At 37.8% G+C, this 14952-nt stretch carries 11 protein-coding genes; 6 read left to right on the forward strand and 5 right to left on the reverse strand.

The genetic code is table 11. The annotated features are described in order from the left end of the window. Window positions 1-28: 28 nt before the first annotated feature. On the reverse strand, window positions 29-367 hold the full coding sequence (locus AB1Z56_RS02160; protein ID WP_426790933.1) for a cupin domain-containing protein: 339 nt from the start codon (window positions 365-367) through the stop codon (window positions 29-31). Window positions 368-401: 34 nt separating this feature from the next. Between AB1Z56_RS02160 and AB1Z56_RS02165 the strand changes: the two genes are divergently transcribed. Next, window positions 402-2417, forward strand: a complete 2016-nt coding sequence (locus tag AB1Z56_RS02165; protein WP_426790934.1) for an AAA domain-containing protein — start codon at window positions 402-404, stop codon at window positions 2415-2417. Window positions 2418-2502: 85 nt separating this feature from the next. On the opposite strand, the gene AB1Z56_RS02170 is transcribed toward AB1Z56_RS02165, so the two are convergent. Further along, window positions 2503-4023 (reverse strand): acyl-CoA dehydrogenase family protein, encoded by a 1521-nt coding sequence (locus AB1Z56_RS02170; RefSeq protein WP_426790935.1) that lies wholly within the window; start codon window positions 4021-4023, stop codon window positions 2503-2505. A gap of 176 nt (window positions 4024-4199) precedes the next feature. After that, window positions 4200-5066: a helix-turn-helix domain-containing protein gene (locus AB1Z56_RS02175; protein WP_309362003.1), complete on the reverse strand. Its 867-nt coding sequence runs from the start codon at window positions 5064-5066 to the stop codon at window positions 4200-4202. Between the two features lie 230 nt (window positions 5067-5296). Between AB1Z56_RS02175 and AB1Z56_RS02180 the strand changes: the two genes are divergently transcribed. Both AB1Z56_RS02180 and AB1Z56_RS02185 read left to right on the forward strand, forming a co-directional pair. Then, window positions 5297-6505 (forward strand): exo-beta-N-acetylmuramidase NamZ family protein, encoded by a 1209-nt coding sequence (locus AB1Z56_RS02180; RefSeq protein ID WP_426790936.1) that lies wholly within the window; start codon window positions 5297-5299, stop codon window positions 6503-6505. A gap of 95 nt (window positions 6506-6600) precedes the next feature. Further along, a complete protein-coding gene (locus tag AB1Z56_RS02185) occupies window positions 6601-7854 on the forward strand; it encodes a PQQ-binding-like beta-propeller repeat protein (protein WP_426790937.1) in 1254 nt (417 codons plus the stop codon). A gap of 35 nt (window positions 7855-7889) precedes the next feature. Here the strand turns inward: AB1Z56_RS02185 and AB1Z56_RS02190 are convergent, their stop codons facing one another. After that, entirely contained in the window at window positions 7890-8240 is a 351-nt protein-coding gene (locus AB1Z56_RS02190; protein ID WP_309361997.1) for a DUF2200 domain-containing protein, read from the reverse strand. Window positions 8241-8432: 192 nt separating this feature from the next. Between AB1Z56_RS02190 and AB1Z56_RS02195 the strand changes: the two genes are divergently transcribed. Next, the gene (locus tag AB1Z56_RS02195; protein ID WP_313267813.1) at window positions 8433-9182 is read left to right on the forward strand and encodes a HesA/MoeB/ThiF family protein; all 750 of its coding nucleotides are present in this window, start codon (window positions 8433-8435) and stop codon (window positions 9180-9182) included. 118 nt (window positions 9183-9300) lie between these two features. Further along, window positions 9301-9993 (forward strand): hypothetical protein, encoded by a 693-nt coding sequence (locus AB1Z56_RS02200; RefSeq protein ID WP_309361993.1) that lies wholly within the window; start codon window positions 9301-9303, stop codon window positions 9991-9993. A 6-nt stretch (window positions 9994-9999) separates the two neighbouring features. Here the strand turns inward: AB1Z56_RS02200 and AB1Z56_RS02205 are convergent, their stop codons facing one another. Then, on the reverse strand, window positions 10000-10761 hold the full coding sequence (locus AB1Z56_RS02205; protein ID WP_309361992.1) for a response regulator transcription factor: 762 nt from the start codon (window positions 10759-10761) through the stop codon (window positions 10000-10002). Between the two features lie 796 nt (window positions 10762-11557). Here AB1Z56_RS02205 and AB1Z56_RS02210 point away from each other — a divergent pair. Further along, window positions 11558-14695 (forward strand): GH92 family glycosyl hydrolase, encoded by a 3138-nt coding sequence (locus tag AB1Z56_RS02210; protein WP_426790938.1) that lies wholly within the window; start codon window positions 11558-11560, stop codon window positions 14693-14695. The last annotated feature ends 257 nt before the right edge of the window (window positions 14696-14952 follow it).

Here is a 14952-nt window from a genome sequence, read left to right on the forward strand (position 1 = left end):
GCTTCTTCAACGTTTGATTAAAATATTTTTATGTCGACTGCACAAAATCTTCACGATAAGGACTAAACGAATCGATCAGTTCTCCTTCCTCAAGACATTCACATCCATGAATCAGATTTGAATAAATGATACACGAATCTCCTGCCGTCAAGATGCTGTCAACACCATCAATATGGTATCTGAATTTTCCAGCGCTGACATAAGAAATTTGCGTATGTGAATGTTGATGAAGTGCACCGATGGCTCCTTTTTCAAATCGAACTTTCATGAGCATGAGCTCCTCATTAAAAACGAGTATCTTTCGCATGACGCCTTCACCCAAGTCTGTCCATTGCTGTTCGTTGTCGTGTAGGAATATTTCGCTCATCTAATTATTGTTTTTGTAAATGTTTCGATCGTAAATGCTTTGTTGTTCAATTATAGCAAATAAATATGAAACCCCAAATGATTCAAGTAAAGGAAAAAACAGTTACTTTGCGCTGGAGCAATATGGATATCCAAGTATGAATTATTTCGACAAACTTATCACTTTATTACGTGAAGAACAACAATTTGATAGATTACAGCATGAGACTTTGTTATTGAAAAGTAGCTTGAATGAACGACGGATGCAAGGTGTTACTTGGTTTCCGATTCAGATAATAGATACTGAGCTTGGAAGAGGGGATTATTTGTCTGTTAGTTTAAACAGAACCAATCACTATGACGTCGATCACAAGTTCCGCTTCGGTATGCCAGTTTCCCTATTCTCAAATCACGATCCCGAAAGGGACCGAATAGATGGTATTATATCCGCCATAGGTAGGGATGGGATGCGAATCTCATTTCGTGTGGATGAACTGCCTGAATGGAGTCGGAGAGGGAAGCTTGGTATTGATTTATTATTTGATGAGTATTCTTATCGGGAGATGTTCAATGCGCTGGAGAAAGGCAAGGAATTGAGTAAAGATACAAAGCAGGGAGGTTTCGTGAGAAGGCTGATCGGAGAGGAACGGATTCCTAGTGAATCGAATGAGGTGTTCTTTGTACATCCCAACTTGAATGTCAGTCAAAATAAAGCGGTTCAACAGATATTGGAAGCAAGTACTGTGGCTCTTTTGCATGGGCCGCCGGGGACAGGAAAAACAACAACATTGATACAGGCAGTGAAGGCATTGTTAAAACAGCACAGCAAACAGCTGTTAGTTGTTGCGCCTAGCAACACCGCTGTTGATCTGTTGACCGAGCGTTTGGACGCTGCTGGAGTCAGGGTAACAAGAATAGGTAATCCTGTAAAAGTTTCCGAGCATCTTCAGGAATTGACACTCGATGCAAAGATTGATCGACATCCTGCAAATAAGGATATTAAAACACTTCAAAAGCAAGTGCGTGCCTATACAGAGATGGCTCAAAAATATAAACGTAATTTTGGAAAGGCAGAGCGGGAGCAAAGAAAAGCATTGTTTGATGAAGCTCACCGGATCCGGAAGGAGGTCGATCAGATTCAAGATTTTATCACTGGCGATGTTTTGGACAAAGCAGAAGTCATTACTGCAACCTTGGTAGGTTCGAATCATGAGGTTATACGAAATCGTAGTTATGAAACAGTCATTATAGATGAGGCTGCACAGGCACTGGAACCGGCTTGCTGGATCCCGATATTAAAAGCACATCGTCTTGTTTTAGCAGGCGATCACAATCAATTGCCACCTACGGTAAAATCCAGTAAGATATCTAACCATGGGCTGAGCCATACATTGTTCGAAAAATTGGTAGACCATAATCCGCAATTAGTTTCTTTGCTAGATGTGCAATATCGAATGAACGAACAAATTATGCAATATCCTTCCACAGCCTTATATAACGGTTTGTTGAGAGCCGATAGTGCAGTCGCACAGTGGAACTTAGCAGGAGATGCCGAGCCTGTCTTATTTATTGATACAGCAGGAGCGGGATTTGAAGAAACGGAAAGTGACGGTGCAATCTGCAATATTGGAGAAGCACATTTTATTAAATCTCATCTGAGCGCCCATATTGGTTCTTGGACAGCTTCCTGGAGCATCGATGAAAGCCTGAGCATCGGCGTGATCGCACCTTATCGGAAACAGGCTACTTTATTGAAGGAGGTATTGGATGGTGAAGACGAGCTGCGACCTTTTAATGACTTGATTAAAATACAGACAATAGATAGTTTTCAAGGACAGGAGAAGGATATTATCTATATCAGTTTGACGAGAAGTAACGCTGAACAGCAGATTGGCTTTTTGTCTGATGTTCGCCGGATGAATGTTGCAATGACTAGAGCGAAGAAAAAACTGGTTGTAATAGGTGACAGTGCCACAATCGCTTCACATCCTTTCTATCGTGAATTTATAGCCTATACCGAAGCAATTGGGCATTACCATAGTGTATGGGAATGGGATATTTCTGCGATATAATACATGAAGCCACTTCTTAGGAAATGGCTTCATGCATTTTATTCACCGTGCTAAAAACGGTTGACTTCGTTAGCACAACTCTTGATTAAGAAGTGAACTTCATCCAATCCGTGTTCTCGTCATAGTTCATGAGTGGTTCGGCATTATTATTATTTGATAATTGGCCAACCAACATATAAATATCCATACTCACGTGTTGACGTGTTATTTCTGTCATCTTATCATTGAATCCAGCATTGTTAATTTGTAAAACATATTGGAAACAAATCACACGAGCTATTATTTTTCCAAGTGTAACCAGTTCGCGTTGCTTAGGCTGTAGCGGAAAATCAAAATTTAAGATTGATGAGAAAAATGGCGCAGCGAATTCAGTTCCGCTATATTTTTTTAAGAAAGACAATAAGTTACTTTCTTTAGTTTTACGCATAAGTTTGCCGATAGCTTCAGCCACTTGCGAATAAAGCATCTCATTTGATCCTTCGAATATTTGGAAAGGTCTGCTGTCAATGAGGCCACGGCCTGCAACATGATCCAATCTATAGCCATTTGCACCTGATAATTGCACACATATTTGCGCGGCTTCGTGCATTAAGTCTGTTACAAAAGCTTTCACACTATTGGCATCTACACCATGAGCGGAAAGGTCATTATTGATGGAACTAATCGAGACGCTGTATGAACACATTGCGGAACACAATGTAAATGCAGCCTGTATGCGCGATAACTGGAACTTAACTGAGTCTAATTCATTTAAACTAATGCCCGCTACACGGCGTTCTGAGCAATGTTTCATGGCTTCATCCAACATACGTTTTATAAAACCCATACCCATTCCAGGAAATTGCAATCTGCTGCGGTGGAGGGTATCTAACATCAATTTAATTCCTGTACTTTCAGGATTTAGTTTGTGATCCGTGGGTACGTTGATATCTATGTTGTTCACACCATAAGGAATTGCATAGAGACCAAGGCTATTGTATTTCTTTGTAACAACAATCTTTTGTTCTTCGACGGCGTTCTCTGTGACAAAGAAATCTATATCCCGCACCAGTTCTCCGTTTTCATTTTTCTTGCGTGCTGTCACGAGCCAAAAATCTGCCGCGCCGGTAAGACCCTGCCAATGTTTTTCACCCTTTATAAAATACTTACCATCTTTTTGTTCGTAAGATGTTCGCATATTGAGTGCGTCACTGCCGTAAGCCTGTTCCGTAATCATTAGTCCTCCCATGGCTTGATTTTCCAGAAACTGCTGGAATATCTTCTCCTGAAGTAGTGTATTGCCATATTTGGCAAAAGGTTCCAAAAATAAAGCAATATTAATACCGAAGATTAGAGACAGGGAAAGTGACTCATAAGAAGCGGCTGCAAGTACACCCAAACATTCTTTTACATGAAGGCCTCGACCACCGTGGTGCTCGGGGATAGCAACTGACAAGGGTTGCATTTTCATGATCTCTGTTAAAAACTCAGGCGGAAGCCCACGCGTTAAACTGAGCGAGTTGTAATCGTACTCCTTATTAAATAAGCTTGATAGCCTAGTTTTGAAATTCGCAATAAACAAATCGAAATCTTGGGTTATATTGTTGTGTTCTGAAACCTTAAGCATCTTTAAATATGTAATTAAATGATGGAACAATGTAAATCGAAACATCGAGAATAAAGAGTGCTACCAAACTGAAATTCTCTTTTACTTCAATGACTTACACAAAAATAACTGCAATCAATTTGATTTTCTTGTGTACTTCAGTATAAAAGATAGGACAAATCGTGCATGTTGAAAATTTAAGTTGCTCTGTTTCGATAAGAAGTAGGAGAAACACCGACGATCTTTTTGAAAAGTCGCGAGAAGTAAGAAGGGTCAGAAAAATCCAATTCATAACAGATATCTGCAATGCTTTTAGTGGATTCAAACAATAGAAATTGACTATGCATAATCAGAACTTCAAGAATGAGTTCTTTGGAAGATTTTTTGAACACCGAAAATACACAACGATTAAGATAGTTTGTAGATACCGCGAGTTTGTCCGCGTAAAATGCAATGTTTTTTTGCTTTTTGAAGTTTTTGTGCACGAGTTGTTTGAACATCATTGCAATTTCCTGCCTCCGATTAAGGGCTTGATTGGAGGAAGAAAGTTTGATGATTTTTAAAATTGCCGATTTTAATAAATTTTCAAAAAGTTCTCGGTAAGGTAATTCCGAAAGCAGCTCATCATAAAGTAATCTAAATAGTTCCTGAAGATCCCTGCTATCTTGGGCAGTTAAGTTAAGTAGGGGGGAGATGTTAAAGATATTCAAAATCTCCTGTTCCCTGAATATGGACGTCATCGCATTGTCGTTGATCAAGACACAATGTCCTTTCGAAGATTTATCGACAGACTTTATTGTTGAGATATTACCATAATTGCTGATAAGAATTGCCGGAGCCTGAACGACATATTCTTTGGCTCCGATCTGATGTTTAAAATAACCTTCAGTTATATGGACGAGGAGGTTATAGCCCAAGAAAATAGGCGGAGTAGGGAATTTAATGTAAGGGGCGATCTCACTGAGCTGAAATATCTTGATGGGCGATTGCTGGTAGCGCAGATGCTCCAAACTACCTGTCATAAAACGATCTACAAATTCACCCGCATTTACCTGCTTTTCCATTGTCAATTATTCTTATAAAAATTTAGTATGCCACAGCTTTTGAATGTCATCTATTGTTTCATGTGTAAATCATGCTCCCCAATAATATTCCAAAGTTAGTGGGATAAAACTTGTTTATCAATTTTAACAAATGATTTGCTAAAATAGAGCTTTATTCTTAGTTTAGTTTTCTGCAATCGAAATAGCTTGATGCTCAGCGGCTATATTTTATAATTATAAACCAAATGGATATGAAATCAGTGCTCATTTTTATATTAACTCTATTCCTTTTCAATAATGCGACTGCACAAACTTCGCTAAATTATTGCAATGATCGTATACAAACTGGAGCGGAACAAACTGAGCGTTATGTTCCTTATTTAATGAATAAACGTGTTGCGCTATTGGGCAATCCATCTACGATTATTAAAGGTCGACACCTCGTTGATAGTTTAATTGCTCGAGGTGTCCAAATTGTTCGGATCTTTGGCCCTGAACATGGTTTTCGGGGGAATGCCAGCAATGGAACCGAAGTAGGGGATGAGATCGATCCGATAACTAAAATTCCTATCGTGTCCTTGTATGGAAACAAGAAAAAACCATCAGCTCAAGATCTAAAAGATATCGATCTGTTTATCTATGACGTGCAGGATATGGGTGTAAGATTTTATACCAATATTAATACACTACGGGATATTATGGAAGCCTGTGCTGAAAATGATAAGGAACTCCTGATTTTAGATCGACCGAATCCGAATGCTTACCTGATCGATGGACCTATTTTGGATATGGAATATAAGTCAGGTATCGGGCAATTCCCTATCCCTATTGCACACGGGATGACGACAGCCGAATTTGCTCAGATGATTAATGGAGAAGGTTGGATGGCTACCGAAAAGAAATGTAAATTGAAGATTATTCCTGTAGCAGATTATGATCATAATATGCTCTATAAGCTGCCAGTTAACCCTTCCCCCAATCTAAACACCGAACAAAGTATCCTATTGTATCCAAGTACCTGCCTTTTTGAAGGTGTAAAAGTAAATCATGGCAGAGGGACAGATTATCCTTTTGTTATAATTGGTAGCCCAATTTACAAGGGCATATATGATTTTTCATTTGTTCCTGTCAGTAAAAAAGGCATGAGTGAATCACCGCTTTTCATGAATGAAGAATGCTACGGAATAGATTTGCGTAAATACGATCTGCAAAAGCTTGTCGCTAGTAAAAAATTAAACTTATCGTGGATTATCGAGCTTTATCGAAATTCTCCGGAAAAAGACAAGTTTTTTGATCAGTCATTTTCGAAACAGATTGGAAGTATCGAAAAGCTCGTGGGGGTAGGTTTATTTCGTAAACAAATCGAAGCTGGTAATTCAGAAGAAGAGATCCGAAAAACCTGGGAGCCAGGGCTAAGTAATTATAAAAAGATGAGAAAGAAATACCTTATCTATCCCTAATACAATGTCTACATAATCTCTAAGAGAAAATAATGAATAGCATAGCTATTTTATAGTGCTAAAGAATAACCTATCATTCTAAATAAAATACACCGATGCTTGGATTGAAATATGATTGGCGTCCGATTATTATCCTACTTTTTGTTGTAGGAGGTCTTTTTCCATTACGGGGACAGCATCTTGCTCGGGGCCTAGACCGCCAAAATAATACATCTTTTTCCGCTATCAGTTCAAAACCTTTGTTGAAATGGAAATTCCAGACTAAGGGAAAGCTCTTTTCTTCGCCAGTCATTTGTGGCGATATCGTCTTTATAGGATCTTGTGACAGTAATCTTTATGCTTTAAATAAAACGAACGGCGATATATTATGGAAGTATAAAACGGGCGGTGAGATTCGATCGACTGTTGCTGTTGAAGCTTCAATCGTATATTTTTTAAGTGCTGACGGATACTTGTATGCACTAGATGTCGATACAGGACGAGAGTTGTGGCGATTTTCAACCAATGGAGAGAAGAGTTATGATGTTTGGGATTATTTTCATTCATCCCCAGCCGTTGCAGATGGTGTTGTGTATTTTGGATCTGGAGATTACCATATCTATGCCGTCGATGCTAAATCTGGAAAACTCGTTTGGAAATTCTTGACGGGAGGAATTGTACATGCAGCTCCCACATTGACACCAGAAAATGTTTACATCGGTAGTTTTGATGGCTCTTTCTACTGTTTAAAAAAAGACGGTACTTTACAATGGAAATTTAAAACTGTCGGTGAACGTTATTTTCCTAAAGGTGAGATTCAGTTTCACGCAGTGCTTGCTGATAGTACAGTCTATTTTGGAGCCCGGGACTTTAACGTTTATGCGCTTAATGCGAACAACGGTAGCGGTGTTTGGGTTTACCATCAACCGGGAAGCTGGACAAGTATACCAAGTGTTTTTGACAAAAGACTTGTTGTAACCATGTCGGATTCCTATAGTATACTTGTTTTAAATAAAATGGACGGAGTGAAATTGGCCGAACCCAAGGTGCCTTTAAACACATTTAGCAGTGCTTCGATTGCTGGTAATGAAGCTTTTTTCGGGACATTGGATGGTGTAATTTATAGATTGAACATAAAAAATGGTGAGGTTTCACCTATTTTTCAAACCGAATCAAGTAGCAAGAAAAAGCGGCTGTTTTTCAATGATAAAGGTGTACTTCGTGCCGATTTGCAACAAAAATATGAGGACGATATTACTCGTTTGTTTGCAGATTATTTGCAGATGGGAAGTGTCTTTTCAACAATATGGATCGAAGACAAGTGTCTTTATTTTGGTTCCGCAGATGGTGCTATCTATGCGCTGGAATAATAAGATTACGCGCCATATAAAAATTGTAACAGCATTTATTTTCTTAAAATTTTTTCCATTGATTTACCCTTGGCCAGTTCATCGATCAGCTTATCGAGATAACGAACTTTTTGAACAAGCGGGTCTTCAATATCCTCAATGCGATAGCCACAGATGACTCCCTTGATTTTCGAAACATTCGGGTTTAAACCTGGAGCTTGTTTAAAGAAATGTTCAAAGTCAACTTTATTGTCAATTAGCTGCTGTAGCGATGCAGGACTATAACCGGTTAGCCAGCATATAATTTCGTCGACCTCCTCTTTGGTGCGTCCTTTTCTTTCAGCCTTTTGTATATAAAGCGGATACACACCAGCAAATGACATGCGGTATATTCTTGTATTGTCCATTTTTATAAGTTGATTTTATTAAAGATATTCATTTTACCTTTCATTCTCAGTAATTTTTATTTGAAAATAAGGAAAAACTTAAACAAGTTGGAATTGGGCTATCAGAAAAAATTGCTTAGCAATTTCTTTAATAATAATATTATAAATTATAATTCTATCTTTATGTGATACAAAATTATTGAAATATTAGCTATGGATTTGAGGTATATTCGGAACAACATACATATTAAAGAAGAGGAGCAACAACGTATAAAAGATTTTCCCGTATTGATAGGGGGATGTGGAATAGGGAGTTATATAGCAGAATGCTTATTGCGGATGGGTTTCGAAAATTTGACAATTGCTGATGGAGATATTGTTGAATTGACAAACCTAAACCGTCAAAATTATACAAACAAGGATATTGGTGTCAAGAAAGCAATAGCCTTGCGTGATCGTTTGCATGCAATTAATCCAGATGCCAATATAACAGTATTTGCTGAATTTATTGATAAGGACAACTTGTATGATATCGATCTCAATCATAGGGTTGCCATTAATGCACTGGATTTTTCTTCCGATATCCCTTTTGTTTTTGACCAATATATGGCCAAAAGAAATATACCAGTAGTACATCCTTATAATTTAGGGTGGGCGGGATTTTTAACTGTTCTTCCTCCCGAAGGCCTTAATCTGCAGTCGTTGGAAAAGGCACACCAGACATTTGAATTAAATGTCGGTAAATTTATTGTGGATAGCTTAAAGGCAAAAGATATCGATACGAAATGGTTTGAAGAATTTTTGGCAGAATATGGAAAAATTGCATTGACGTCTCCACCGCCGCAGCTGTCGCTAGGTTTATATCTGTTGTCGGGAATGGTCAGTCACACCGTGTTCAATTTGGCAACAGCAAAACCTGTAAAATTCTTTCCGGATTCCTATTATTTATCAATGATGAGCTGAACTTAATATAATTGAAAAAAATATTCGTTCCATTACACTTTTGTGTAGTAAATTTGTTGCTGTGGGAATTTAAACGAAAAGTCTTTATTTTTATAATTGCATATCGAATAACATTTGCATGAACTGGACGCCTGAAAATTATTATTTTACCAAGCTTAATAAAAACGAACTTCCTGAACTTATTCATTTTTATTTAGTAACGACTCAGGAGCATTACAAACTGGATAGTTATTCCGAAGAGGAATATAAGTTTGATTTTGAGTCATTAATAGGAGAGGATCATACTTTTTTTGATCGTTCCATTTATTATGTCCTGCGAAGTAAGCTTGATAACGGTATTCAGGCATCTATTAGAATTACATTTTGGGATAAGGAGACAAGTTTGCCGATTCAGAAATTATTTGATATCGAAACAGAAAGCTTGTTAATTCCACAAGTAACTAATTTTTGGCATATCGGAAGGTTTGTTATTTCTGGAAAGATAGTAGGTAATCGAATCAATATCCTGAAAAAGATGCTTTTTGATGCTTTTTATGGCCCATATAGCCTTGGCAGTGGATTAGTCATAGCCGAATGTGACCGGAAAGTCGTGAATACACTTCGGAAATTGGAAATTGAATCTTATCAGCTTGGAGATCCGATTATTTACTTATATTCTGAAACCTTACCAATCTATATTAAATCGGAATGGCTGAAAACTTTTGTAGAGAAGAATAAGTATTCTCAATTTAGCATAGGAAATAATGTGGATATCCAAAAATTTGTTGAGATGTCTAACCAAATGTTGTTATGTTCAAAAAATAGTGTATAGCAAACATCAAAAAAGAGATAACTCAATGGCCAATGCTGTGGCTTCTGTTATGCTTTTGACTTTTAGCTTTGAAAATATTTGTTTTTTATGAAATTTCACTGTATCAATTGATACATATAACCGATCTGCTATTTGATCCATCGTAAGACCTTGTGCCGAAAAGAGAAGAATATCCTTTTCGCGGGGTTTCAATTTAATACGGGGAGTTTCTACCCAAATATCTTTATCAAGGTCATATTCAAATTGTTTTCCATCTTCATCAGATTTAAATCGAATGTTTCCCGAGTTTGCATGCGAGGACATCGAAACCAGGCAGAGCGCGATCCAAGGATTGGAAAACTTATCCAACAGCAGGGGCTTGAGTTTATGGTTCACTAAAAGTGGCTTATTACCGGGTTGTTTTAAATGAAAATCATAAGATATAGAGAATTTTAAGCGATCTTCGGCAACCAAATTCCCGAAAAAGTCAAAACCAACATCGTTTATCTTTTTTAGTAAATGTAAATCGCTCTCAGGGACATTATTAACATAGTGATAATAACCTTCCCGCATTACTTCAGTAGGTGTGCTGCCACATAAAAAAATTGGATTATCAGAAACAAATAGAAAGCTTTTCTTTGAATAATCAATTAAATATATACTTTGATAGGTTAATCTGCTTAAGGATTTAGCGAAATTAATAAAGGCTTCGACAATCTCATAATCATCTTTGCTAAAGTCGTCTTTAACTTGTACCGGCTTGAAAAAATCTTCAATCTTAATTTTCATAGTGTAAATTACAAAGATGATCCGTAATCGCTTTTGAATACCACGTAAAATCGATGTTGTCCTGGCGTGCAAGTTACAAAAATAAGGGCGTAATCTCAATTTATACGCTAGAAATAGGCCTTCTTACATTCCTATCCTTACTTTGTAATCATCGTCAAAGTAATATCTATACCTGTTCAAAATATTAAATCTCTATCCAGCAATCAAATAAGTTTCTACACAAATGGGTAGAATATTGTTTATAATGATAATACAAAAGATAATACTATTATCTTTAAGGTTTTAAAGCAAATAATTGTATAAATATAACTTATTGGATCCAAATAGCCAATAGTAATTATTGCTTTGCCTGATTTTTTGATAAGTTTTAACCCTGAGATGATGACGTTCGGGGATTTTTTTCAATTTGTTCGTTTATCTCGACGCCAGGTTTCCAATGAGTAGTCCGTAGAAAAATTTTTGTAGATTGAAGTTGTTCGTCCCTACAATCGGGTAAGGTGTTCAAGAGGTTTAACATCGAGTAAATTATAAATTTTCCAAGCTTTCTCACCTGTAAATCAAAATCTTTCATTTTCCGAGGTTTCGTGTCAATTCGTTTGGTTTCTTTATATGTATATACATTTTGCGTATATTCATTTGATATTTGTTTTTTTTATAGTAATATTGTGCTTAATGTTTTGCTTTTAAGTGTTTTGTCAAATATATAATGTATGTACAATGTAATGCTTGTTATGAGTTTTTGTGCAGTTTATGAGAAAAGCAACTGATGGAATTAAAAATTATAAATCTGATACTTATGAAATTACGTTTCTCACTTTCTTTTGCAGCTGGACTGTTATTTATGAGTGGACAGTCTGCCTTAGGACAGGGGCATGCAATTTGGCAATTGGGAAATTCGGACGGTTCAAGTGGTGAATTTGCTTTGGCCCCAAATGAATATAAGAAATTTTTGGAACATGATTTTGGTTATGAAGACAATGCGTTTATCATCGGTCAATCTACGTTAGCAATTGATTTACCCTATGTATTGCCTGGCCCTGCTAATGAATGGGGTGGGACCGGAGGGACCTCTGGTCTGAGAACACATTTTTTAAATCTATACTACGTGTTAAATGGCGGTATAGAAGGTAGTCAATGCACACTCCAGGTTAAATTGGCAAATAGTGATCCTAAAAATAGTCCAACACTACAGATCTCAATCAATGGTAAACCTTATAACTTTGAAGTAAAACGGGGAACAGGAAATGGTGAACCCCTAAATAATACGTCAAAATCTGGAAATTCGACTATCAGCATACCATTGTCTGCCAATCTCATCAGAAAAGGAGGTAATCAGATTACTATGACTGTCATAAAGGGCGGTTGGGTTGAATTTGATTCATTTAAATTAATTGGTCCACAGAGTGTTAAGTTGATTTCTGATTGTACTACAATCGTTAAAAATGTACAACAATCTGATTTTGAAATTCTGAGCGGAGGAAAACCTGTTCAGCATATGCTGGTTGATCTTTTGAAGCTGAGAGATGACGAAAAGCTGAAAGTAGTCTTAGATGGAAAGAAGATTTATGAGAAAGCGCTTGAAAAAGGTGCAGCGAAACTTGAAATACCGATGCCTTATACCGCTAAGAATGTCGTAAGCAAGTATGAAATTTATAGTAATGGACGATTAATACAATCGTCAGCAATCGTGCGAGGACCCAAGAGATTGGGGGGCGTTTCAGATTATGTGAACACAATGATTGGTTCGGCGCATTCCAGATGGATGATAGCGCCAGGACCATGGATGCCCTTTGGAATGGTAAAGATAAGTCCAGACAACCAAAATATTGGCTGGCAGGCGGGCTATGAACCATCCATTGAATCTATTGGTACGTTTAGTCATATTCACGAATGGACCATGGCGGGATTGGGAACATTTCCTACTGCTGGTCAATTGAAAACAAGGGTCGGCGATCAGTATAGTTCACATTCAGGGTATCGATCTGCAATAGATAAAACCAGCGAAAAGGCTCCATTGGGTTATTATGCTGTACATCTTCTTGATCACGATATCGATGTAAAATTAACCGCGGGAACACGTTCTAGTTTTCAGCAGTATACCTACCATAAGTCGGATACAGGACGTATTATGATTGATCTTAAGGTAAACGGAGAATACGATTATAAAATTAAAGATCTTTCACTCAAAAAGGTTTCTGATTACAAGATTGTAGGATACAGTAATCAATTGTCTGAAAACGTTTGGTCTACCGATGCAAAACAGGATTATATCGTATACTTTGTCATGGAGTTTGATAAACCTATTATCAACTATGGCACATGGCATAATGATAAGGTGGCAGAACGAGCTGATTTGGTTGCTGATAGCGCTCAATTTGCAGGGATGTATGTAGAATTTGATGTTCACAGAGATAAAGCGGTGCAGCTGCGCACTGGGATTTCCTATGTGAGCTTAGCCAACGCTGAAGAGAATCTGAAGACCGAATTGGCAGACCCGTTTGGATGGTCGATTGACACGGTCGTCGCAAATCAGCATAAAGTGTGGGATGAATTGTTAAGTCGGTTGGAAATAAAATCCTCAGACTATCTAGAAAAAGAGAAGTTCTATACCAATATGTACCGCACTTTGGCAAGCCGAAATACATTCAGCGATGTCAATGGAGAATGGAGATCTTCAGACGAAGCGATACAAAGGTTACCCCATAAAGGAGATCTCGCTTTAGGTTGTGATGCATTCTGGAATACCTTTTGGAATTTAAATCAATTTTGGAATCTGGTTACACCCGAATGGTCCAATAAATGGGTCCGATCGCAGCTTGCAATGTATGAGGCGAATGGCTGGTTGGCTAAAGGGCCGGCTGGCATGGAGTATATACCCGTAATGGTTGCAGAGCATGAAATACCGTTGATCGTCGGGGCCTATCAAATGGGAATTAGAGATTATGACGTTGAAAAAGCATTCGAAGCCGTAAAAAAAATGCAAACAACGAGCCCATTGAAATTTGAAGGCGGTTTCGCGGGTAACAGGGATCTGGATGCTTATTTAAAGTACAAGTATGTTCCTTATGATTTGGGCCGATTTTCAAATTCGATGGAATATAGTTTTGACGACTGGACTGTTGGTCAGTTCGCAAAATCGTTAGGAAAAGAGCAGGAGTATAAGTATTTTAATGACCGTGGAGCCTGGTGGAAAAATGCAATCGATGTCAATAGCGGCTATGCCCGGATGAAAGATGCCAAAGGAGAATGGTATAAAGATTTTGATCCTTTCAAGTCTGGGGCTAATCACCATTATGTGGAAGGAAATGCTTGGCAATTGACATTTTTCGTGCCACAGGATATTCCTGAACTAGCAAAAATGATCGGACAGGACGTATTCTTAAAACGATTAGAATGGGGTTTTCCGGAGAGCGAGAAATGGCGCTATAATGGCCCTAATGATCAATATTGGGATTATCCTGTCGTTCAGGGAAACCAGCAGTCGATGCATTTCGCCTATATTTTTAATTGGTTAAATAAACCTTGGTTGACACAGAAATGGAGCCGTTCCATTGGTGCGCGCTATTATGGACAGGGGATTTCAAATGCCTACCTAGGGGATGAAGACCAAGGGCAAATGAGCGCTTGGTATATCATGAATGCGATTGGTTTATTTCAGATCGATGGTGGAACAAGGGTAAAACCGATTTATGAAATAGGCAGTCCACTTTTTGAAGAGGTCAAGATTAAATTGGGTAGTCAATATGGAAGGGGTGAACAGTTTACGATCAAAGCGAAAAATGCAAGTAAGAAAAATATGTATATACAACGTGCGACATTAAATGGAAAACCTTTAAACACCTTTTACTTTGATGCCTCTGAACTTTTAAAAGGGGGAGAGCTTGTTTTAGAAATGGGGCCGGTGCCCAATAAACAATGGGGATTGTTTCAATAAGTAAAAATCTTTCATTGAAGAGTTCAGCTTGACTTAATTTGTATAGGAAGGACGAGGTATAACCATAATTTGTTAAAGTTTGGTTAAACCAACCGAGCTGTTACAACAAACCCCTTCGCCCAGCGTTATAGAGATAGTTTCATAATTTAGGTTAATAATTGGTTAGTTAGTAAAAACCTGAAGTTCCCCGCTTCAGGTTTTTGTTATTATTGACTTGATTGAAATGAATTGCCTTGCTTAACGTTTTTAGTTTTGCT

It is taken from the genome of Sphingobacterium sp. WOUb80 (assembly GCF_050058145.1).
Lineage (GTDB): Bacteria > Bacteroidota > Bacteroidia > Sphingobacteriales > Sphingobacteriaceae > Sphingobacterium.

Coding starts and splice junctions, on each gene's coding strand:
- AB1Z56_RS02170 (WP_426790935.1), bottom strand. CDS start 4,023: ATGCTTAAGGTTTCAGAACACAACAATATAACCCAAGATTTCGATTTG.
- AB1Z56_RS02165 (WP_426790934.1), top strand. CDS start 402: ATGCTTTGTTGTTCAATTATAGCAAATAAATATGAAACCCCAAATGAT.
- AB1Z56_RS02190 (WP_309361997.1), bottom strand. CDS start 8,240: ATGGACAATACAAGAATATACCGCATGTCATTTGCTGGTGTGTATCCG.
- AB1Z56_RS02185 (WP_426790937.1), top strand. CDS start 6,601: ATGCTTGGATTGAAATATGATTGGCGTCCGATTATTATCCTACTTTTT.
- AB1Z56_RS02195 (WP_313267813.1), top strand. CDS start 8,433: ATGGATTTGAGGTATATTCGGAACAACATACATATTAAAGAAGAGGAG.
- AB1Z56_RS02205 (WP_309361992.1), bottom strand. CDS start 10,761: ATGAAAATTAAGATTGAAGATTTTTTCAAGCCGGTACAAGTTAAAGAC.
- AB1Z56_RS02180 (WP_426790936.1), top strand. CDS start 5,297: ATGAAATCAGTGCTCATTTTTATATTAACTCTATTCCTTTTCAATAAT.
- AB1Z56_RS02160 (WP_426790933.1), bottom strand. CDS start 367: ATGAGCGAAATATTCCTACACGACAACGAACAGCAATGGACAGACTTG.
- AB1Z56_RS02210 (WP_426790938.1), top strand. CDS start 11,558: ATGAAATTACGTTTCTCACTTTCTTTTGCAGCTGGACTGTTATTTATG.
- AB1Z56_RS02200 (WP_309361993.1), top strand. CDS start 9,301: ATGAACTGGACGCCTGAAAATTATTATTTTACCAAGCTTAATAAAAAC.
- AB1Z56_RS02175 (WP_309362003.1), bottom strand. CDS start 5,066: ATGGAAAAGCAGGTAAATGCGGGTGAATTTGTAGATCGTTTTATGACA.